The sequence below is a fragment of the Streptomyces xingningensis genome (assembly GCF_054957865.1).
In genome coordinates this window covers 1-18,251 of the sequence record NZ_JBDJPF010000090.1, presented here as the reverse complement: position 1 = coordinate 18,251, position 18,251 = coordinate 1, and the positions used below count along the sequence as shown (strand labels likewise).

The following is an 18,251-nucleotide window of genomic DNA, read 5'->3' as shown; positions in this document are numbered from 1 at the left end:
TTTCGCTCAGCTGGTGCGCGACCCGCCGGGCCGGCTGGGTGGGGCTGGGTAACCCTGGGCCCCGGGGGTCACTGGGTAAGGCAATTAATTAAACCAGGGGGGCGGCCCGGGGGTTGGGGGGGGGGCGTTGGGGCCGGTGCCCCAGGGCTTGGGTGAGGCCCGGGGGCGGTTTTCTAAAAAACACGAGGCCACCCCCACTAGGGGGGGGGGGGGGACCGCGGCCCCGCCCCGCCCTCTCTCATGTCCCTTTCTCAACTCACATACGCACCTGGACCGCTCCGGAGAACCGGTCGTGCAGCCCGCGCGTGTCGCGGTCCCAGATCACCGCGGGGATGACGATCACCAGAAGCACGCTGCGCAGCACCACCCGCGGCAGCGTCAGCCGCCCGCCGCCCACGCCGATGACGCGCAGGCCGAGCAGCCGCTTGCCGGGTGTGCAGCCGACCGTTCCCACGGTGAGCACACTGAGCACCAGGAAGATCAACAGGGCCCAGTTGCCCGCCCGTTGCGGGTTGCCGTGCGCGAAGAGCCCGTAGGCGATGAGCGTGCACAGCGCCCAGTCGATGAAGAGGGCCCCGATGCGCCGGCCGAGCGGGGCGATCGAGCCCGGCCCGCTCTCCGGCAGCCCCAGGCCCTGCCCCCGGTAGCCGAAGTCGACGCCCATCTGCTCCGCGGCCGCGCGGGGGCCGGAGAGCCACGAGCCGATTGCTTGCCTTTTGTCCACCCGTCCACGGTACTGCGACCGCATACGGTCGCCGCGGTCCGGGTCCGGTGACCGCTGACCCGATCATGCTTCGGCCGCGCGCCGGTTAACCTCGGCGAAACAAATGGGTCATGCTTGGGAAATCCGGTCTCTCTAGGGTCGGCCAACAGCACCACCGAAGCAATCCCCGGCCGCCGGCGGCCGGGCCTAGGAGGGTTGGATGTTCCAGAACGCCGATGACGCCAAGAAGTTCATCGCGGACAAGGACGTCAAGTTCGTCGACGTCCGTTTCTGCGATCTGCCGGGCGTGATGCAGCACTTCACGGTTCCGGCTGCGGCGTTCGACCCGACCGAGGAGCTGGCCTTCGACGGCTCGTCGATCCGCGGGTTCCAGGCCATCCACGAATCCGACATGGCGCTGCGCGCGGACCTCTCCACCGCCCGGGTGGACCCCTTCCGCAAGGACAAGACCCTCAACATCAACTTCTTTATCCACGACCCGATCACCGGCGAGCAGTACAGCCGTGACCCGCGGAACGTGGCGAAGAAGGCCGAGACCTACCTCGCCTCCACCGGCATCGCCGACACCGCCTACTTCGGCCCGGAGGCCGAGTTCTACGTCTTCGACAGCGTCCGCTTCGAGACCACCGCCAACCGCTCGCTCTACGAGATCGACTCCGAGGCCGGCGCCTGGAACACCGGCGCCCGCGAGGACAACCGCGGCTACAAGGTCCGTTACAAGGGCGGCTACTTCCCCGCCCCGCCGGTCGACCACTTCGCCGACCTGCGCGCCGAGATCTCCCTTGAGCTGGAGGCCTCCGGCCTCAAGGTCGAGCGCCAGCACCACGAGGTCGGCACCGCCGGCCAGGCGGAGATCAACTACAAGTTCAACACCCTCCTCGCCGCCGCCGACGACCTGATGCTCTTCAAGTACATCGTGAAGAACGTCGCCTGGCGCAACGGCAAGACCGCCACCTTCATGCCCAAGCCCATCTTCGGCGACAACGGCTCCGGCATGCACGTCCACCAGTCCCTGTGGAACGGCGGCGAGCCCCTCTTCTACGACGAGCAGGGCTATGCGGGCCTCTCCGACACCGCCCGCTACTACATCGGCGGCATCCTCAAGCACGCCCCCTCGCTCCTCGCCTTCACCAACCCCACGGTGAACTCCTACCACCGCCTGGTCCCCGGCTTCGAGGCCCCGGTCAACCTGGTCTACTCCCAGCGCAACCGCTCCGCCGCCATGCGCATCCCGATCACCGGCGCCAACCCCAAGGCCAAGCGAGTCGAGTTCCGCGCCCCGGACCCGTCCTCCAACCCCTACCTCGCCTTCTCGGCCCTCCTCCTGGCCGGCCTCGACGGCGTCAAGAACAAGATCGAGCCCGCCGAGCCGATCGACAAGGACCTCTACGAGCTCGCCCCCGACGAGCACGCCGGCGTCCCCCAGGTCCCGACCTCCCTCCCGGCGGTCCTCGAGGCCCTCGAGGCCGACAACGACTACCTCCAGGCAGGCGGCGTCTTCACGTCCGACCTGATCGAGACCTGGATCGACTACAAGCGCACCAACGAGATCGCCCCCATGCAACTGCGGCCCCACCCGCACGAGTTCGAGCTGTATTTCGACATCTAAAGGCGATGGCCGGGTGACCCCGTTTCCACCCTCGTGTGCACCCGGCGTGCACCGGGGGCGGAAACAACTGACAGGCCATCAGAGTCATGGAACACGGTGTAGGGCTGAGCCCCGTCTCTGTCCTTTGGACAGTGGCGGGGCTCAGCCGTTGTCGAGCTGTGCCTGGCAGACCAAGCGCAGTCGTCGGGCCAATGCCTGCCAACCTACGTTCATGAACGCCCACAGTGCGCTCAGCTCCCGGCCGAAAGACCAGATGCCCTCTGTTGGTGTGCGGTAAGCGACCACGCTGATGCCTTGGGCCTGGAAGGGCTTGTCGTCCAGGTATGCCATGCCGCCGGTACCGCACAAGTAAGTGCTGGCCGAGACCGCAGCGGTGAGATCGGCAAGCCGCTGTGAGCGGTCCTGCCGGGCTGGCAGGTCGCTGCTGCGGACGACGCGGCCTGACCAGCCCAATGAACGGAGAAGCGCCAGAGCCGATGCCTCGGCAATGGCTGCGGTTCGGTCCGTGGTGGTGAACAGGTCGAGGACGGGTTCCAGGGACTCTCGAAGTACGGGCCAGTGCGGGCTGGTCCCGTAGTACTGCCGGAGCGTGCGGGCGGTCCGCACCCGGGACCGTGCCGGTTCAACGAGCACTGCCTCGCGGATGGTTGTCCGTCGGCCGCGAGGCAAGTGGGTGGGAAGGGTGAGCCATTGGCGGCGCAGGGGATCGTCCATGGCCGCCAAGCAGGCTCGGTGCTGGTAGTCGCGGCGGGCGAACTGGACGTCGTTGAGGACGATCCAGCAGTCCGCCGCGAACAGCTTAGCCAGGGTCGTCAGCCGGGGGAAGAAGTTGGGCTGGTGGACGGCACACAGCCCACCTGGTGGTCGGTCAGATCTTGAGGAGGCGGCTGTCGAAGCCGTCTTCGAGGAGGGATCGGTAGGCGGCATGTACGTCCTCCGGGACGTCCTGCTCGATGGCGAAGCCGAGCTTCGGGTACTCGATCACCCGTTGGAGATCGCCGACGAGTTGGTGCACAACGAGTTGTTCGTCGCCGATGGTCTTGAGGTAGTCATCGAACTCCAGCGGCGCCGAGGCGCAGATCACCTCTGCCTCGGGCCAGACCTTGCGGGCGGTGGCGAAGGCACGCCGCTCCATATAAGGCATGGACACCAGTAGCACGGTCTTCACTGCGATCCCGGCCGCGGCCAAGACGTCGCGGGAAAAGGTGATGTTCTGGCCGGTGTTGCGCGCGTTGGGCTCCAACAGAGCAGCTTCGGAGGGCACTCCGAGGGCGAGTGCGTGCTCGCGGAAGTGGACGGCCTCGCCGCGGGGGAAACGGCCCGGATGGGTGGGGTTGGGGCCACCAGAGAAAACGAGGGTGGGGAAGAGACCAGCTCGGTACAGCTCGGCGCAGAATGCGGGGACGCCCAGGTCGTGGCTGCCCAGGCCGATCGCGGCGTCCGCCGGGCGGAGCTCATGGCCCATCTGGTGGTAGTCCCAGATCAGCCGGGCCCGCTGGCGCTGGTAGTCGGTGATGCCCCGCTGCATGTCCGTCGTCACTGGCGTCTCTCCCTGGTCACCGCCACCGGGAGCTGTCCGCCCCCGCGGCCTTCCGGATCCTCTCGATACTGGCCAGCTGATGGCTCATGCCATAGTGCACGGCCAGCTTCGCGGCCTGATCGAGGGCCGTCAGGCCATCATCCCGGGTAGCGGGGTCGGACAGCAGGATATGTCCGTGGGCGGTGTCCAGGCGCACCTGCTGCATCGGTGAGTCGGTGGCTTGGGTACTGCGGGCGATGCCGATGAAATGCAGCGCTTTGTTCAGGTCACCGGCACCCCGGTGGGCGAGGGCAAGCTTCTGATGGGCGACGGACCAGTCGTCAGGCTCACCGAGGTCCTCGAAGTCGCGGGTCGCGGCGAGCATGATGCGGGCCGCGTAGTCGTGCTCGCCTTCCTTACTCAAGGCGGTCCCCACCCACAGGCGGGCTCGTGCGCGGTCGCGGCGTGCGAGCCGGTCGTCGACGGCCAGGTGTTCGTACTCGCGGGCGGCGATCTCCAGGCGGCCGGACATTTCCGCCACAACTGCCAGGGAGAGGTCGAGTTGAGCGATGCGGCGGGGGATGTCGAGCTGGCTGAAGATCGATCGGGCTCCGGCATACGCATGCTGAGCTGAGAGCGGCCCCACCACCGTCCCCTGGTCGCGCTTGAGGTCCCCCGACAAAGTGGTGGAGCGGGCGAGAAGATACAGACCCTTGTCGTCCAGCTCCGGCGGTCGGAAGCGGGTCAGCCACCGACCCAGCAGGTTGTCGGCGAATGCGAAGTTCTGGCGGCTTAAGGAGACGACGACCCGGTCCAGGTCGTCGGTCCACGATTCGTACTCCCAGGCCCTGGGGCCTGCCGAGGTGACGCGGCGGGTGGTCGCGGGCGGCCCGCTGGCCTCGGAGAGAAACGTCTCGAATCGCAGACGCACCGCCGCGTCCGCGCGAGCGAGCGCGGTGTCCAAGATCGCCTGAGTATCCGGGCGGGGCTCCGTCGCAGCCAGGTATTTCTCCCACTTGGAGACGGTCCGCACGGCGACGCCGAGGTGCTGAGCGAAGACGCGGACGCTCATCCGCAGGGCGAGACGTAGGGCCCGGGCTTCCAGGCCGGTCCAGTGATGCACGGTCGCCACGCGTCGCTCCCTTCCGAGAGCTCATGCAAGCACGGCACACGCATGCGGGGGGACGGAAGTGCAACGCAAGTGCAACACCGCGTCATTTCGTCGCCGGCCATTAGGGAGGACGCTTCAACTCGCAGGCCACAGTCCCTCTTTAGCCGGATGCGGCCCGCCGGCTTCTTCTCCCTCTGAGCTCTTGGACGGTCACCCTCCATGGAACCCCTTACTGAGCACCGTCGTGTCAGTGGCCCGGTCGTCTACGGCTTCCTGCGGCTGGTCAGTGTCCCGTCGGCCCGTCAGGAGGCACTGGAACGGTCGCTGGCCGAGTACTGCCGTCAGCACGAGCTGACCTTGTCCGGGCTGTTCATCGAACGCGTCACCACGGTCGACTCGGCAGCGTTCACCGGGCTGATGGACGCGCTGGTTGCGCCAGGCACCTACGGAGTCGTGCTGCCCTCTGTCTCCCACCTGGGCCCCAGGACCATAGCCGCGGTGAGGGGCAACCGCATCGCGGCGACCGGGACTCGACTGCTGCTGGTCCGCAAGGACACCCCGGGCCCGACCCGCCGCAGGCGCCTCGACCCGGGCGGCTCCCAGGCCCGGCAGCACGGTCACGGAACCGAACCAGCGTTGGAGGCCGAGTCATGAACCCCGGCATGCCCACAGCCGACCAGCGATTCTTCGCCTCGGTGCCGGCCTCCGTCGGCCTGGCCCGCGACTTCTCCGACAAGTCCCTCCTGGCCTGGGGCCTGGATGCCCTCGCCGACGACGTCCGGCTGTGTGTCTCCGAGCTCGTGACCAACGCCGTCGTCCACGGCACAAGCCACGGCTTCCTGGTCCGGCTGATGACCGATGGCAGCTATCTCCACCTGGAAGTCCACGACGAGCACCCCCGTCGGCCCGAAGTCCGGCTCCCGACCCACGAGGTCACCTCTGGTCGGGGCCTGCACCTGGTCGCCGCCCTCTCAGTCGGCTGGGGCGTCGAGCCCCGCTCCCCCTCCGGAAAGATCGTCTGGACGCGGTTTCCCATCGCGTCCGCCTCGGAGGAGATGCCGTGCTGACCCGCACCCTGGCACCCGCGCCGCCCATGCACGACCCCACACTCAACCAAGAGGGAACTGCCATGGAACCCTTCGAGCGCGCCCGGCTGAACGCCTACTTCACCAAAATCGCAACCCAATTCACCCCTACCGAGCAGATCACCTCGTTCCTGGTCACCCACCTGCTCGCCGAACGGCCCGGCTTCGTTCGCGCGGTCGCCGCAATGACCCGGCTGCGGGCGGTGCTGCCCAAGCCGAAGTCAATCCACCTCGCCGCCCGACGCGAGGTCGAACAGTCCGTCCCCTGCGACGCGCTCTCCCGCGAGCTGTTCACCGACCCCGACACCGCCCTGGATTATCTCGAGTCCCGGGCAGCCGGTGAGCCGGTGATGCTGCTGGACGTCGGCGGCTACTTCGCCCCTGCTCTGACCGACCTGCATAGCCGCTTCACCGGTCAGATCCTCGGCGTCATCGAGGACACCGAGAACGGCCACCGTCGTTACGTGGAACTCGACAAGCTGCCATGCCCGGTTGTCTCGGTCGCTCGCTCGCCGCTGAAGGACCCCGAGGACTTCCTGGTCGGCCAGTCCGTCGTCTTCTCCACCGAGGCCGTCATGCGGGACCGCGGCGACATCCTCCACGGCCGCCCGGCCCTGGTCATCGGCTTCGGCAAACTCGGCTCCTCCATCGCCAGGCTCCTGCACGCCAAAGGCGTCCAGGTCACCGTCTGCGACGTCGATCCCGTCCGCCGCACGCACGCACTCTCCCAGGGCTTCGCCGTCGCCCGCGACCGCGAGGCCACCCTCGCCTCGGCTGGCTTGGTGCTCTGCGCGACCGGCGCCTGCTCCCTCGCAGGTGAGGACTTCGCGCACCTGCGCAACGGCGCCTACGTCGCCACCGTCACCTCACGGGAGGATGAACTGGAGCTGGACGCACTGCCGGACGTCTACACCTGCACGACGGTCGGCAAGCACGTCACCCGCTACCAGACCACGGGCCACTACTTCTACCTTGCCAACGGCGGCAACGCCGTCAACTTCCTGCACGGCGCGAGCGTCGGACCTTTCATCTTCCTGGTCCAGGCCGAGATCCTGGCGGCGATCAGGATGCTCACCCGTGCTGAACTGGCCCCCGGCCTCCACGAGGTCAGTACGGACGACCGAGCCGCGATCGCGACGACCTGGCTCTCCTACTTCAATAGGTGATCGACATGGCCATCACGGCAGACCACATCCGCACCACCATCCAGGCCTACCTAGACGAGTACCCCGGCGAGAAACCCGCCCTCGCGCCTGTACTCGGACTCTTGGACGACAGGGCCGACTTGGCCAGTCGCAAGGAATTCCGCGGTCACGCCACCGCTGGCGCTATCCTCGCCGGGCCGGACGGACGCATCCTGCACATCCGCCACTTGGCGCTGGACAAGTGGCTCCTGCCCGGCGGCCACCTCGAACCGCAGGACGACACCCTCCGCGAGGCGGCACTACGCGAGCTCACCGAGGAGACCGGCATCCCAGCCGAGGCCATCACCACCGCTGCGGGTCGGCCCGTTCACGTCGACGTTCACCCCATCCCGGCAAACGATGCCAAGGGCGAACCCGACCACCAGCACATCGACTTTCGGTTCTTCTTCCGCACCACCGCCAACGTTCACCAGCTCCAGACCGAAGAGGTCACCGACGCCGCTTGGAGGGAACCGGAGACCATCACTGACGAGCGCCTACGCCGACGGATTTCTGCAGCCGTCCGCTGATCCTGCGGGTGCGGCTCTTGCCGCGCCGCCGCCCGCGGCGCGGCAAGAGCCAACCCGGGTCAGGGGCTCAGCACTTGCCCCCGTTGACGCCGTCGATGCGGCCGCCGAAGTCGTCCTTGTAGGTGCGGCGCCAGTCGCCGTTGTGCACCTGGCGCGTCTCTTTCGGCTCCCAGTTGATGAAGCAGGCGTCGGTACTCGCCACAAAGGAGCCCACATTGTCGTGGAGCCCCGCCGGCATGTCGTGGTAGCCGCTGTTGGCCGTCCACTCCCAACTGGTGCCGTGGTAGTCGGCTCCGCTCCAGAAGCAGACCGAGCCACTGGGACAGGAGGGCGGCCCGGCGGCCGGGGCCGCAACCGCGCTGGTGGCCGGCATCAGGAAGGCGGTCAGCGACAGAGCCGCGACGACGAACCGGGTGCGCGGTGTGACCCGGATTCCCCCAGCGGCGGCACGGATGGCGGAGAGCTTTCTCATGGTGCGTCCTTTCTCAGAGGGCGTCAGGAGAGAGATGCCGGCGGCGCTTCGTCACCGACAGCAGCATTCAGTCACACCCTCGGTGAGATCGGCGACGGTTTCGGCCCTCGCCAAAGAACCGGCCTGGCGGCTATGGCGGGCAACCGTCACAGCGACGGCAGGACGGCCTCCACGGCGGCGGTGACCTCGGGGGCGTCGGGTTCGGTACGGGGGCCGAAGCGGGCGGCGACGGTGCCGTCGGGGGCAACGAGGAACTTCTCGAAGTTCCAGCGGATGTCGCCGGTGTGCCCCTCGGCGTCCGGCGTGCCGACCAGCCCGGTGTACAGCGGGTGCCGGTGTTCGCCGTTGACGTCGGTCTTCTCGGTCATGGGGAAGGTGACGCCATAGGTGGCCGAGCAGAAGGCGGCGATCTCCTCGGCGGTGCCGGGCTCCTGACCCATGAACTGGTTGCAGGGCACGCCCAGCACGGTGAAGCCGCGCGGGGCGTAGTCCTCGTGAAGCTTTTCCAGGGCCGCGTACTGCGGGGTCAGCCCGCACCGGGAGGCGACATTGACGACCAGGACGGCCTTGCCGCGGTACTGCGCGAGGTTCGCCTGGCCACCCTTGAGGGCGCCGATCTCGACATCGTGGAAGGAGTAGGGGGACATGCTTGCTCCTTTGCGCTCCTTGCTTGCCGTGTGGTCGGGCCAACCTATCCACCGGACGCCGCCTGTTCACCTCCGCCCCACCCTCAGGGTGGTCGAGGACCGGCCCGGCATGCTCGCCGGAGCCGGGCTCGGGCCCATCCCCGCCGGGTCGCGTGCCTTCCTCGCCGAACTGCCGTCACCGCCCGGCCTGCTGCCCGGCCCGGGCCTGCTCGGGGTGCGGGTGGCGGTTGATGAGCATCACGCCCGCGATGCCCAGTACGCCCCCGACGAGGGCGAGTGGTGGCGGCACCTCCCCCAGCCACCCGAAGGCGACGACGAGCGCCACCGGCGGCACCAGGTACAGGGCCGCGGTCGACGAGGCCACGGACAGCCTGGCCACCGCGTAACCCCAGGCGACGAAGCCGATGGCCGAGGGGAACACCCCGAGGAACACCGTGGCCGCCATGGCCGCGGGCGGCGCGGTCGCGAAACCGTGCACCAGAGCGGGCAGGAGGGGCAGCAGGAAGAGGGTCCCCGTCCACATCGCGTAGCAGGCGACCTCCAGCCCGGCGTAGCGGGCGAGCAGGGGCTTGGACGCGCAGTGGTAGACGCCCTGGACGACGGCGGCGGCGAGGACGACCCACGCCGCGGTGGTGTATCGCGCCTGGCCTCCGGCGACCGCGATCACTGCCGCCCCGCTGATCGCCACCGCGCTCCCGGCGACCCGGAGCCACGTCAGCCGCTCGCCGAGGAAGGCCGCCGCGAGCAGCATGCTGAACACCGGGGCGACGGCGATCAGCAGGCTCGCGGTGCCCGCGGGCACATGGAGTTCACCCCAGTTGAGCAGGAGCTGGTAGGCGGACATGCCGGTCGCTCCGCAGAGCGCGATCATCGGCAGGTCGCGCGGGCGTGGCCGGCGTACGCCGAGCAGGGGCGCGGCGATCGCCAGGGCGGTGGAGGCGACCGCCAGGCGGGCCAGCGAGAGCCCGGCGACGCCATAGCCGTCCAGGCCGACGCGAATGGCGGGGAAGGCCGAAGCCCAGGTGAGGACGGTGAGGGCCAGGGCCCAGACGGCTTTCGGTGGCTTCACACCTGCGGCATCGGCAGCCGGGGGGAAGGAATCAAGAGACGACGGCTGAAACCGGCCCAACAGGTGAACTTTCCTGGTGCCGAGCGCACTGAGGGTCCCCTAGCCTTGGGTGAGGCAGCTCATCCGAGCGGTGCCTGTGTTGCCACCCGGACAAGCACCCGGACAAGCCCCGGACAAGTGAGGCAGAGCGCTTCCCCATGACTGACTCCGGTTCGATGAAGATCCTGATCTACGCGTTCAACTACGCGGAGCGCATGCTGGAGGAGGTGCCCTACCTCCGGTACTCGGCCGAGCGGAGTCTGTGTTTCCTCCCGGAACTCCGCGACCCCGGAGTGCGGATCGTCGCCATCACCTCGGCGCCCGTCGATCCGTACACGCTCGAGTACCACTTCCGGGATCTCTTCGGGTTTACGAACCACGAGGTCGAAAGCGCGCGTGAGCGGCTGACCCTCCTCACCCCGCGGTCCCACGAACCCGGTTCGCTGGACTCACTGGTCGTCGGCGACGACCGGCTCATGGAGGTCTTGCGGCGCACCGCCAAGGAGGGCCCGCCGGCGACCATCGTCAACTTCATCGCGTCCCGGGCCCTCGATGAGCTCGCCCGGGAGATCCATGCGGAGGTGGAGGAGGGCGATCACCCCTTCGGCGCCCGCTGGGGGAGCAAGGCGGGCGGCAAGGAGCTCCTGCTGCGGGCCGGGGTGGCCGTGCCGGGAGGGTCGGCCGAGGTCCTGCGCAGCGAGGCGGCGTTGGTGCAGGCGATCGAAAGGGTGGCCTCGGGTCCGCGTCCGTACCGGCGGGTCCTGGTGAAGCTGAACGGGAGCGCATGGGCGGCCTCCATCGGCAATGTGCTGATCGACTGTGAGCGGCTGCGCCGCACCGGGGACCTGCTGGGGTCGGCGGAGGTGATCCGGCTGCGCCCGGACGACTTCCGCAGGGAGCTCGCCGGCGACGGGGCGATCGTGGAGGAGTATCTCGACGGGGTGGCCTCCTCGCCGAGCGGGCTCGGCCACATCGGCGCCGATGGTGCGGTCAGCGTGATCGCCACTCATGACCAGGTGCTCTCCCAGGGGCAGTACTGGGGGTGCCGCTTCCCGGCGGACGAGCGGTGGCGGCCCGTCATCGCCGACGCGGTCGGGCGTACCGGCGCGGTGCTGGCCGGCCTTGGCCACCGGGGCACGTTCGGTGTCGACTTCGTGGCCACCGAGGGAGGCGCGGAGGAGAGCCGGCTGCTCGCGGTGGAGATCAACCTGCGCAAGGTCGGCCCCAGCCATGTGGTCCGGTATGCCGAAGGCATCCTCGGCCGGCCGGTGGGCGAGGACGGGCTGCTGCGGCGCCGCGACGGGCAGCCGGTGTGCTACGTGCACGGGCGACTGCACGACCCGTCGGCTCTTGAGCACCTCGACCCGGAGTCCGCCGTGGAGAGACTGCGTGCGGAGGGGCTGCTCTACCGGCATGACACGGCGGAGGGCGTAGCACTGCATGTGCTCGGGGCCCTGAGCGCCTGCGGCTTTGTGGAGTTGACGTCCCTGGCGCCGTCCTTCGAGGCCGCCGAGGCCAACTACGCGGCGGCCGAGGCCGCACTTCGCCGCTAAGCGCCCAGGTCCCCCTGCCGGAAGGCCCGTTGGAAGGTCTCCACGATCCGCGCCGGATCCTCCGTCCCGACGGAGATCCTCAGCATGTCCCGGTGCAGTCCCCGGGCTCGCAGTGCGGCCCGGCCCTCGGGGGTGGACAGCAGGTCGAAGTGGGCGATGAAGACCTGCGGGGACGCCATGGTGAAGTCCGCCCCGAAACTGGGCCCCTTGGCCACCTCGAGGTGGTCGTAGACCAGTTCCAGGGGGACTCGCAGGTCGACCATCAGCAGGCCGCCCGGTGCGCCGGGGCATCGTTCGACCTTGCGGTAGTTGTCCGCGGACCGGGCCTCATAGGCCCAGTTGACGTGTCTGACGATGTTCTGGCGCTCGAGAAAGGCGGCGAGCGCCATCGTGTTGGCGTTCACCCGCTCGATCCGGCGCCCGTAGTCGTGAATCCGGGCGGCCACCCGCGCGGTGTCGCGGTGGTACGGCTCGTCGCCGTGCCGCCGCAGGCCGGTGCGCAGCTCCGCCGCGAACGGTGACGCGCCGTTGACCACGGACGCGCCCATCAGGACATCGGCCGATCCCGTCGCATACTTGGTGAGGCTCTCGCACACCACATCGGCGTAGGGGAGCACATCGACGTTGTGCGGGGTGGCGACCGTCGTGTCCAGCACCAGCGCGCAGCCGACGAGGTCGGCGATCTCCCGCAGCGCGTGGATGTCGGGGGTCTGGAGGAGCGGATTGCTGGGTACCTCGGCGATGATTCCGGCGAGCTCCCCGGCGTGTGCGCGGGCGACGCGGGCGATCTCCGCGAGGTCGAACGGGTCGGACACGGTGGTGTGTTCGACGTCGATGATGCGTTTTTCCAGCAGGCTCATGGTGTCGAAGAAGATCCAGCCGAGCTGGATCCAGTGCTGCCGGCCCTGGGTGCGCTGGATCTCGGACAGTGCCGCGATGGCCGCCGCGATGGTGTTCATGCCGCTGTTGTGCAGGGATACGTCCGCGGGGTCCCGGGCGCCGTATGCCTCGGCGAGGGCGGTCTTGACGGTTTCCCCGGGGGCGTGGTCCGACGCGGTTTCGGCCTGGCGTTCCTCGATCAGCCCGGCGGCCAGCAGGATGTCCTCCGCCTGGCGGGAGGACAGGTGGCAGCCCGTGTGCTGCACATAGGCGCGGACCCGTCCGGCCGCGGCCGGGTCGCCCGGGATCCGCACTCCATGCAGGCCGGCCGTCTCGAGGACGGCGCCCGGGGGGAGCCCGGCGTAGGCCGCGGCGGCGGCCGCGGCCCGTGCCGACCGGACCGGGAGGATGTCCGCGCCGCGTCCGGCGCCCTCCCGGGCCAGCAAATCCGCCACCCGCGCCACCTGTGGGTGCGTCCGGAATCGCGGGTAACCCCAGGGGATGCGCCGGAGGGTGGCCTCGTCACCCGACTCGAATCCGGCGGCCGTCCCGATGTCGGGGATCGAGACGGAGACCGAATGCAGGGAGCCGGGCACCGGCCGGCCGGCGGGGACCTGCCGCAGACTGACGTCCGCCCAGCGGTCCCCGCCGCGGTCGTCGCTCATCCTGCCAGGCCCACGAGTTGCTGCACGCCGTCCCAATAGGCCTCCACGAGCCCGAGGAGCTCAAAGGCGCCCTCCTCGAACTCCAGCCGGGTGGTGGCGGAGCCCACATAAGGGGCCATGGCGTTGAAGACGGAATTGCTGTGCCCGACCTCGACATCGATGTGCAGTTGCCAGAAGTGCCGCAGGCCGGCGTCGTAACCCTGGTTGCGCAGACCGTCGTTGATCTTTGACACCATGATCGAGGACATGGTTTCGTCGGCGTACAGCGCACCGAGCGCCTTGTGGATCGGCGACTCGGTGTACAGGCACCGGATGCCGTCGTTCAGGCGCCTGGTGACCCGGAGCGGCTCATAGTGTTCGAGGTGGTCCTGGTCGATCCCGATGCGGGCCAGGAAATCCGCGAAGAGCTTGGAATGGGTCTGCTTGCCGCCGACCTCGTCATACACATTGAGAATGATCTCCCGCAGGATCATCTCGTCCCTGGTCTTCATCGCCATCCCCGTGATGTAGAAGGGGAGATGGCGGAAGAAGTAGTAGCACTCGCTGTACAGCAGGCGTTCCTGCCGGGGGTCGAGTGCCGTGGTCCGGTAGGCGTTCAGGAACGGGTGCTCGACACCGCGATGACTCGCGATACGGGCGAGCATGCCGTCCAGGTACTCCTTGATCGACGGGTCTGCCACGGCGATTCTGCGCCGGATTCCCGCTTCGGCGTTGTCGAAGTGCTCCCACACTGGAGGGGGGGTGGATCCCGGGGCGTTCAGCTCGGTCATTCTCGTTTCCCTTGCCTGTTACGCGCACCTGTGGATTCTGGTGGATGGTGTGCTCAATCCCCGATGTCGGTCGCGGCCGAGACATTGGCGTCGTCCCACCAGCGGTCGTCGGTGTTGAGCTCCCGATGCAGATCGCGGGCACCGGCCCACGTCATGTTCAGGATGATGCGGGTCGTGTCCTCGCGCAGTGGAATGGTGCGGTGCAATGTGGTGTCGGTGCGCAGGAAGTACACGTCCCCGGAGGTGAAGTGGTAGGTGTTGATGGGGTTTTCGACAAGGTATCTGTTGATCTGCGGCGATGACTTGTCCCAGGCCGTGTGCGGGACGCATTGCAGCAGTCCGCCGACATCGATCGATGGCGCCACCAGCACCCAGATCAGTGCGTAGCTGAAGTCGCCCCAGTGCCAGCCGTGGGTGTCCCCGCGCTGTTCCTGGCGGGTGATCAGGAACTCCTCGTCGGCCTTCGGGCAGGGATGCAGCCGTTCCCCGGCCATTGCCTGGAGAGGCGCCATCAGTTCGGGGTGGGAATACAGTTCGGTGACCAGAGAACTGTTTTCCTTGATCGTCTCGCTGGGTACGACGGACATCGAGCGGCGGGTGAAGCCGGTCGTCGCGAGCCGGAGATCGCGTCGCTCGGCGAACTGACCCAGGAGGCGTTCCGCCTCATCGCGTATGAGCTTGCGGATGTGCGGTTCTATGAGTTCGGTCACCGTAACGATGCCGTATCGGTGCAAGTGCTGCGCAGCCCGGCGGAGTTGTTCCCCGTCCAGGTGTGCACAAACCTCTTTGAGTTCCGACCTGTTACTGCCCATGCAAATCTCCCGACGCTCGCGGACGCACGATCGGTAAGTGGCATTCAGAGGGGCCCGGCGGAAGGTACTCCAGCACAGTAGGCGCATTTCGAGGTGCGCATCAACCCCGCGTCCGGCCATGTGCGGGGGCCTTGGCCAGCCCCCATCTTGCCGGTGGCAAAGGCGAGTTCGCATACCTATCCGGCCTTCTTCCGCGGCCCGGACTTGGCCCTTACATGCATCCGCTCCCCCTGGCGCCCGAAGATGCTGAGGATCTCGACGGGGGCGTCGCCGGTGCTGCCGAACCAGTGGGGCAGCCGGGTGTCGAACTCGGCGGCCTCGCCCGGGCCCATGACCAGGTCGTGGTCGGCCAGGACCAGGCGCAGCCGCCCGGCCAGGACATAGAGCCACTCATAGCCCTCATGGGTGCAGGGGTCCGGGGTGCTCCGGGAGGCCGGGATGACCGATTTAAAGGTCTGCAGCGGGCCGGGCTGGCGGGTCAGCGGCAGCACGGTGGCGCCGTTGACGTGCTTGGGCGTGAGGCGGATGCGGGGGTCGCCGACCTCGGGGGCGCCGACCAGTTCGTCCAGGGGGACCTGGTGGGCCTGGGAGATGGGGAGCAGGAGTTCCAGGCTGGGGCGGCGCTGGCCGGACTCCAGGCGGGACAGGGTGCTCTTGGAAATGCCGGTGGCCTCGGAGAGTGCCGCCAGGGTCACTCCGCGTTGAGTGCGCAGGCACTTGAGGCGAGGGCCGACCTCGGCCAGGGCCTGGTTGATGGCAGATGAGGACTCCATACGGTCCATTGCACGCGCCCGTCCCGGAAACGGCAACAAAAATTGCCGCCGCCGAGCGGCGGTCGCATGGTGGCTGCCATGAGCGACATGAGTGATGCGAAGGGCAACGAGCCCAAGGACTCCGTGTATGACGTCGTGGTGATCGGCGGGGGCTCGGCCGGGCTGAACGCCGCGCTGCTGCTGGGCCGGTCCCGCCGCCGGGTCGCGGTGGTGGACGGCGGGCAGCCGCGCAATGCTCCGGCCGCGCACATGCAGGGCTTTCTGTCCCGGGACGGGATGCCCCCGGCGTCTCTGCTGTCCGTGGGCCGGGCCGAAGTGGCGGGCTACGGCGTGGACTTGATCACGGGCCAGGTCGACCAGATCGACCATGGCTTCTATGTGCGGCTGGCCGGCGGCGCGGTGCTGCGGGCCCGCCGGGTGGTGGTGGCCACCGGACTGCGCGACGAGCTGCCCGAGATCCCGGGGGTGCGCGAGCGGTGGGGCAAAGATCTGCTGCACTGCCCGTACTGCCACGGCTATGAGGTACGCGACCAGCCGCTGGGGGTGCTCGGCACCCATCCGGGCGCGGTGTACCACGCGCTGCTGATGCGGCAGTGGTCGGACGATGTCGTCTTCTTCCCGCACACCATGAACCTGACGGACGACGAACGCGAGCGGCTGACCGCGCGCGGCGTGCGCATCGCCGAGGGCGCCGTCAAGTGGCTGGTGGTGGCGGACGACCGGCTGCGCGGGGTCGAGCTGGACGAGGGCCGGGTGGTGCCCCGCACCGCAGTGTTCGTCTTCCCGCACATGGTGCCCCATGACTCCCTGCTGACCGGCCTGGGCTGCGAGAAGGACGACAAGGGCTGGGTGAAGACCGACGCCACCGGCCGGACCAGCGTGTTCGGGGTGTGGGCGGTGGGCAATGTCGCCGACCCGCGGGCCCAGGTGGTCACCGCAGCCGGCCAGGGCTCGGCCGCCGCGTTCGCCCTCAACCACGACCTGCTGGACGAGGAGATCGAGCGAGCCGTCGAAGAGCACCGCGCCAAGGCCGCCCCGTCCTCCGTTCGGTGAACCGCCAACCGTTCCTACGGACTGAGCAGGAGTGAGCCCGGTCAGCCGCACGCCCCGAACGGTCTTGGGCGCACTGGTTCCCCGGCGTACTCGACCCCGAGGCGGCGACACGCATCCTGTGCGTGGTCCGGTCCCGGGAGGCCGGTTCCCTACGCGACCTGGCCATATGGATACGGCCAGAGGCGACGGGGAGGCCCTGAACCATCGCTCCGGTGGAGCAGGGGCCCCGCACGCCGACACCGCACCCGGCGTCCCAGATCGCGCCGCCACGCTAACCCGGATGACCCAGGGCACCGCAAGCCCGGAAGCCGGCCATCACACCATCGAGCTAAGACGACCTCATATGCGCTCCTCGACGAGCAGTTGCCAACCCCCCTTCCCGCCCCAGGAGATACCGATCATGACCACCACCCCCGTGGACAGCATCACCGAAGAGACCTTCCCCGCCCGTGTGCTGCAGTCGGACAAGCCCGTCCTGGTCCAGTTCTGGGCCCCCTGGTGCGCGCCCTGCCGCATGATGACCCCGATCGTGGAACAGCTGGCCGCCGAGCATCCGGACGCCCTGGACGTGGTCAAGGTCAACGTCGACGAGGAGCAGACCCTGGCGATCGACCACGAGGTCTCCTCCATCCCCGCCTTCGTCGTCTACGCCGACGGCACCCGCCAGGACCAGTGGGTCGGCGCCGCTCCCAAGCCCGTACTGGAACGCGCCCTCGCCAAGTATTTCCACTGAACCCGCCATATCCCGCAACGGCCGGAACAGGAAGTGCCCCCCATGCACTCACACCACACCGAGGACATCGACTGGGATGCCCTGAGCACACAACTGGCACGTGAAGCCGAGCTGCGCACTCCCTCCCTCAAGGAGGTGGCGGGCTGGCTGCGGGATCTGCTGGGCGCCGACGACGGCCCGGACGCCACGGTCCGCCGCATCCTGGACGTCGGCTGTGGGCCGGGGGTGGCCAGCTGTCTGTTCGCCCGCTTCTTCCCGTCCGCCGAGGTCGTCGCCGTCGACCAGGATCCGGGCATGCTGACGCGGACCCGGATCCGCGCCGCCGAGCAGCGGCTGACCGGCCGGGTGGTCACCCAACAGGCCGAACTGCCGGACGAGTTCGACACGCTGAGCCCGGCGGAACTGATCTGGAGCAGCAATGCCGTCCACCATCTCGGCGACCAGCAGGCGGCGTTGAACGCCCTCGCCGCCACGCTGCGGCCCGGCGGACTGCTCGCCGTAGCAGAGCGCGGGCTGACCCTGCGCTTCCTGCCCCGCGACATCGGCATGGGCCGCCCGGGCCTCCAGGCCCGGCTGGACGCCGCCCTCGAGGACTGGTTCGACGAGATGCGCACCCAACTGCCCGGCACGGTACGGGTGGTCGAGGACTGGCCCGCCATGCTCGCCGGGGCCGGGCTCATCCCCACCGGATCGCGCACCTTCCTCACCGACCTCCCGACCCCGCTGGGAACAGCGGCCCGGGAGCTTCTGCACACCCGTCTGACCTGGCTGCGCGACCGGATCAGCGACCGGCTGGAGCATTGGGACCGCCTCACTCTGGAACGGCTGGTGGACGGCGACGCCTGTACGGGCATCCTCTGGCGCCCCGACGCCTTCTACCTGGCCGCCACCACCGTCCACACCGCTCGCTCCTGCCCCACGGCCTGAGCGGCCCGCCCGGCGGCGTCCTATGCCGTCGTGCCGCGGAGCGCCGCCCGTGCGGCTGCGGCGCCGCGGGTGGTGCTCTCGGCGTGGGCGGCCTGGG

General features: G+C 68.9%; 20 protein-coding genes. 9 read left to right on the top strand and 11 right to left on the bottom strand.

The genetic code is table 11. The annotated features are described in order from the left end of the window. Nucleotides 1-256: 256 nt before the first annotated feature. Nucleotides 257-724, bottom strand: coding sequence for an RDD family protein (locus ABCR83_RS30280; RefSeq protein WP_462698437.1), 468 nt, complete (start codon nt 722-724; stop codon nt 257-259). A gap of 199 nt (nt 725-923) precedes the next feature. On the opposite strand from ABCR83_RS30280, the gene glnA reads away from it, so the two are divergent. Next, nucleotides 924-2,333 (top strand): type I glutamate--ammonia ligase, encoded by a 1,410-nt coding sequence (gene glnA, locus ABCR83_RS30275; RefSeq protein WP_462698436.1) that lies wholly within the window; start codon nt 924-926, stop codon nt 2,331-2,333. A 141-nt stretch (nt 2,334-2,474) separates the two neighbouring features. Here glnA and ABCR83_RS30270 read toward each other — a convergent pair whose 3' ends face one another. Genes ABCR83_RS30270 through ABCR83_RS30260 form a run of 3 tightly spaced genes read right to left on the bottom strand, consistent with a single transcriptional unit; the run spans nt 2,475 to nt 4,984 of the window. Continuing rightward, complete coding sequence (locus ABCR83_RS30270; RefSeq protein ID WP_462698435.1) at nt 2,475-3,260, bottom strand: WbqC family protein; 786 nt, start codon at nt 3,258-3,260, stop codon at nt 2,475-2,477. Then, nucleotides 3,202-3,861: a YdcF family protein gene (locus ABCR83_RS30265; RefSeq protein WP_462698439.1), complete on the bottom strand. Its 660-nt coding sequence runs from the start codon at nt 3,859-3,861 to the stop codon at nt 3,202-3,204. The genes ABCR83_RS30270 and ABCR83_RS30265 overlap by 59 nt, the downstream gene beginning before the upstream one ends. 28 nt (nt 3,862-3,889) lie before the next feature. After that, nucleotides 3,890-4,984: a helix-turn-helix domain-containing protein gene (locus ABCR83_RS30260; protein ID WP_462698434.1), complete on the bottom strand. Its 1,095-nt coding sequence runs from the start codon at nt 4,982-4,984 to the stop codon at nt 3,890-3,892. A gap of 198 nt (nt 4,985-5,182) precedes the next feature. Between ABCR83_RS30260 and ABCR83_RS30255 the strand changes: the two genes are divergently transcribed. The 4 genes from ABCR83_RS30255 (at nt 5,183) to ABCR83_RS30240 (ending at nt 7,762) form a co-directional block, all read left to right on the top strand. Beyond that, on the top strand, nt 5,183-5,617 hold the full coding sequence (locus ABCR83_RS30255; protein ID WP_462698433.1) for a hypothetical protein: 435 nt from the start codon (nt 5,183-5,185) through the stop codon (nt 5,615-5,617). 8 nt (nt 5,618-5,625) lie between these two features. Further along, the gene (locus ABCR83_RS30250; RefSeq protein ID WP_462698432.1) at nt 5,626-6,030 is read left to right on the top strand and encodes an ATP-binding protein; all 405 of its coding nucleotides are present in this window, start codon (nt 5,626-5,628) and stop codon (nt 6,028-6,030) included. Nucleotides 6,031-6,092: 62 nt separating this feature from the next. Then, entirely contained in the window at nt 6,093-7,214 is a 1,122-nt protein-coding gene (locus ABCR83_RS30245) for an NAD(P)-binding domain-containing protein (RefSeq protein WP_462698438.1), read from the top strand. Nucleotides 7,215-7,219: 5 nt separating this feature from the next. Then, on the top strand, nt 7,220-7,762 hold the full coding sequence (locus tag ABCR83_RS30240) for an NUDIX hydrolase (RefSeq protein WP_462698431.1): 543 nt from the start codon (nt 7,220-7,222) through the stop codon (nt 7,760-7,762). A gap of 67 nt (nt 7,763-7,829) precedes the next feature. Here ABCR83_RS30240 and ABCR83_RS30235 read toward each other — a convergent pair whose 3' ends face one another. The 3 genes from ABCR83_RS30235 to ABCR83_RS30225 all read right to left on the bottom strand — a co-directional run bounded on the left by ABCR83_RS30235 (nt 7,830) and on the right by ABCR83_RS30225 (nt 9,950). Further along, the gene (locus ABCR83_RS30235) at nt 7,830-8,234 is read right to left on the bottom strand and encodes a peptidase inhibitor family I36 protein (RefSeq protein ID WP_462698430.1); all 405 of its coding nucleotides are present in this window, start codon (nt 8,232-8,234) and stop codon (nt 7,830-7,832) included. 146 nt (nt 8,235-8,380) lie between these two features. Continuing rightward, nucleotides 8,381-8,881, bottom strand: coding sequence for a glutathione peroxidase (locus ABCR83_RS30230; RefSeq protein ID WP_462698429.1), 501 nt, complete (start codon nt 8,879-8,881; stop codon nt 8,381-8,383). A gap of 175 nt (nt 8,882-9,056) precedes the next feature. Then, the gene (locus ABCR83_RS30225; protein ID WP_462698428.1) at nt 9,057-9,950 is read right to left on the bottom strand and encodes a DMT family transporter; all 894 of its coding nucleotides are present in this window, start codon (nt 9,948-9,950) and stop codon (nt 9,057-9,059) included. A 197-nt stretch (nt 9,951-10,147) separates the two neighbouring features. On the opposite strand from ABCR83_RS30225, the gene ABCR83_RS30220 reads away from it, so the two are divergent. Then, nucleotides 10,148-11,542 carry a peptide ligase PGM1-related protein gene (locus tag ABCR83_RS30220; RefSeq protein ID WP_462698427.1) on the top strand — a complete coding sequence of 465 codons (1,395 nt, stop codon included), beginning with the start codon at nt 10,148-10,150 and terminating at the stop codon, nt 11,540-11,542. Here ABCR83_RS30220 and besB read toward each other — a convergent pair. The 4 genes from besB to ABCR83_RS30200 all read right to left on the bottom strand — a co-directional run bounded on the left by besB (nt 11,539) and on the right by ABCR83_RS30200 (nt 15,441). Further along, a complete protein-coding gene (gene besB / locus ABCR83_RS30215; RefSeq protein ID WP_462698426.1) occupies nt 11,539-13,086 on the bottom strand; it encodes an L-2-amino-4-chloropent-4-enoate dechlorinase/desaturase BesB in 1,548 nt (515 codons plus the stop codon). The genes ABCR83_RS30220 and besB overlap by 4 nt on opposite strands. Next, nucleotides 13,083-13,856 carry a 4-chloro-allylglycine synthase BesC gene (gene besC, locus ABCR83_RS30210; protein ID WP_462698425.1) on the bottom strand — a complete coding sequence of 258 codons (774 nt, stop codon included), beginning with the start codon at nt 13,854-13,856 and terminating at the stop codon, nt 13,083-13,085. The genes besB and besC overlap by 4 nt, the downstream gene beginning before the upstream one ends. 53 nt (nt 13,857-13,909) lie before the next feature. After that, complete coding sequence (gene besD / locus ABCR83_RS30205; RefSeq protein ID WP_462698424.1) at nt 13,910-14,668, bottom strand: L-lysine 4-chlorinase BesD; 759 nt, start codon at nt 14,666-14,668, stop codon at nt 13,910-13,912. A gap of 176 nt (nt 14,669-14,844) precedes the next feature. Further along, on the bottom strand, nt 14,845-15,441 hold the full coding sequence (locus ABCR83_RS30200) for a helix-turn-helix domain-containing protein (protein ID WP_462698423.1): 597 nt from the start codon (nt 15,439-15,441) through the stop codon (nt 14,845-14,847). A gap of 78 nt (nt 15,442-15,519) precedes the next feature. On the opposite strand from ABCR83_RS30200, the gene ABCR83_RS30195 reads away from it, so the two are divergent. The 3 genes from ABCR83_RS30195 (at nt 15,520) to ABCR83_RS30185 (ending at nt 18,154) form a co-directional block, all read left to right on the top strand. After that, nucleotides 15,520-16,494, top strand: coding sequence for an NAD(P)/FAD-dependent oxidoreductase (locus tag ABCR83_RS30195; protein ID WP_462698422.1), 975 nt, complete (start codon nt 15,520-15,522; stop codon nt 16,492-16,494). Between the two features lie 400 nt (nt 16,495-16,894). After that, a complete protein-coding gene (trxA, locus tag ABCR83_RS30190) occupies nt 16,895-17,227 on the top strand; it encodes a thioredoxin (RefSeq protein ID WP_462698421.1) in 333 nt (110 codons plus the stop codon). A gap of 42 nt (nt 17,228-17,269) precedes the next feature. Continuing rightward, complete coding sequence (locus tag ABCR83_RS30185) at nt 17,270-18,154, top strand: class I SAM-dependent methyltransferase (RefSeq protein WP_462698420.1); 885 nt, start codon at nt 17,270-17,272, stop codon at nt 18,152-18,154. The last annotated feature ends 97 nt before the right edge of the window (nt 18,155-18,251 follow it).

What these genes read in the sequence shown, in the direction of transcription:
- besD (WP_462698424.1), bottom strand. Translation starts at nt 14,668, where the DNA reads ATGGGCAGTAACAGGTCGGAACTCAAAGAGGTTTGTGCACACCTGGAC.
- ABCR83_RS30265 (WP_462698439.1), bottom strand. Translation starts at nt 3,861, where the DNA reads ATGCAGCGGGGCATCACCGACTACCAGCGCCAGCGGGCCCGGCTGATC.
- ABCR83_RS30250 (WP_462698432.1), top strand. Translation starts at nt 5,626, where the DNA reads ATGCCCACAGCCGACCAGCGATTCTTCGCCTCGGTGCCGGCCTCCGTC.
- besC (WP_462698425.1), bottom strand. Translation starts at nt 13,856, where the DNA reads ATGACCGAGCTGAACGCCCCGGGATCCACCCCCCCTCCAGTGTGGGAG.
- ABCR83_RS30270 (WP_462698435.1), bottom strand. Translation starts at nt 3,260, where the DNA reads ATGCCGCCTACCGATCCCTCCTCGAAGACGGCTTCGACAGCCGCCTCC.
- ABCR83_RS30235 (WP_462698430.1), bottom strand. Translation starts at nt 8,234, where the DNA reads ATGAGAAAGCTCTCCGCCATCCGTGCCGCCGCTGGGGGAATCCGGGTC.
- ABCR83_RS30185 (WP_462698420.1), top strand. Translation starts at nt 17,270, where the DNA reads ATGCACTCACACCACACCGAGGACATCGACTGGGATGCCCTGAGCACA.
- ABCR83_RS30200 (WP_462698423.1), bottom strand. Translation starts at nt 15,441, where the DNA reads ATGGAGTCCTCATCTGCCATCAACCAGGCCCTGGCCGAGGTCGGCCCT.
- besB (WP_462698426.1), bottom strand. Translation starts at nt 13,086, where the DNA reads ATGAGCGACGACCGCGGCGGGGACCGCTGGGCGGACGTCAGTCTGCGG.
- trxA (WP_462698421.1), top strand. Translation starts at nt 16,895, where the DNA reads ATGACCACCACCCCCGTGGACAGCATCACCGAAGAGACCTTCCCCGCC.
- ABCR83_RS30255 (WP_462698433.1), top strand. Translation starts at nt 5,183, where the DNA reads ATGGAACCCCTTACTGAGCACCGTCGTGTCAGTGGCCCGGTCGTCTAC.
- glnA (WP_462698436.1), top strand. Translation starts at nt 924, where the DNA reads ATGTTCCAGAACGCCGATGACGCCAAGAAGTTCATCGCGGACAAGGAC.
- ABCR83_RS30245 (WP_462698438.1), top strand. Translation starts at nt 6,093, where the DNA reads ATGGAACCCTTCGAGCGCGCCCGGCTGAACGCCTACTTCACCAAAATC.
- ABCR83_RS30195 (WP_462698422.1), top strand. Translation starts at nt 15,520, where the DNA reads ATGAGCGACATGAGTGATGCGAAGGGCAACGAGCCCAAGGACTCCGTG.
- ABCR83_RS30230 (WP_462698429.1), bottom strand. Translation starts at nt 8,881, where the DNA reads ATGTCCCCCTACTCCTTCCACGATGTCGAGATCGGCGCCCTCAAGGGT.
- ABCR83_RS30220 (WP_462698427.1), top strand. Translation starts at nt 10,148, where the DNA reads ATGACTGACTCCGGTTCGATGAAGATCCTGATCTACGCGTTCAACTAC.
- ABCR83_RS30240 (WP_462698431.1), top strand. Translation starts at nt 7,220, where the DNA reads ATGGCCATCACGGCAGACCACATCCGCACCACCATCCAGGCCTACCTA.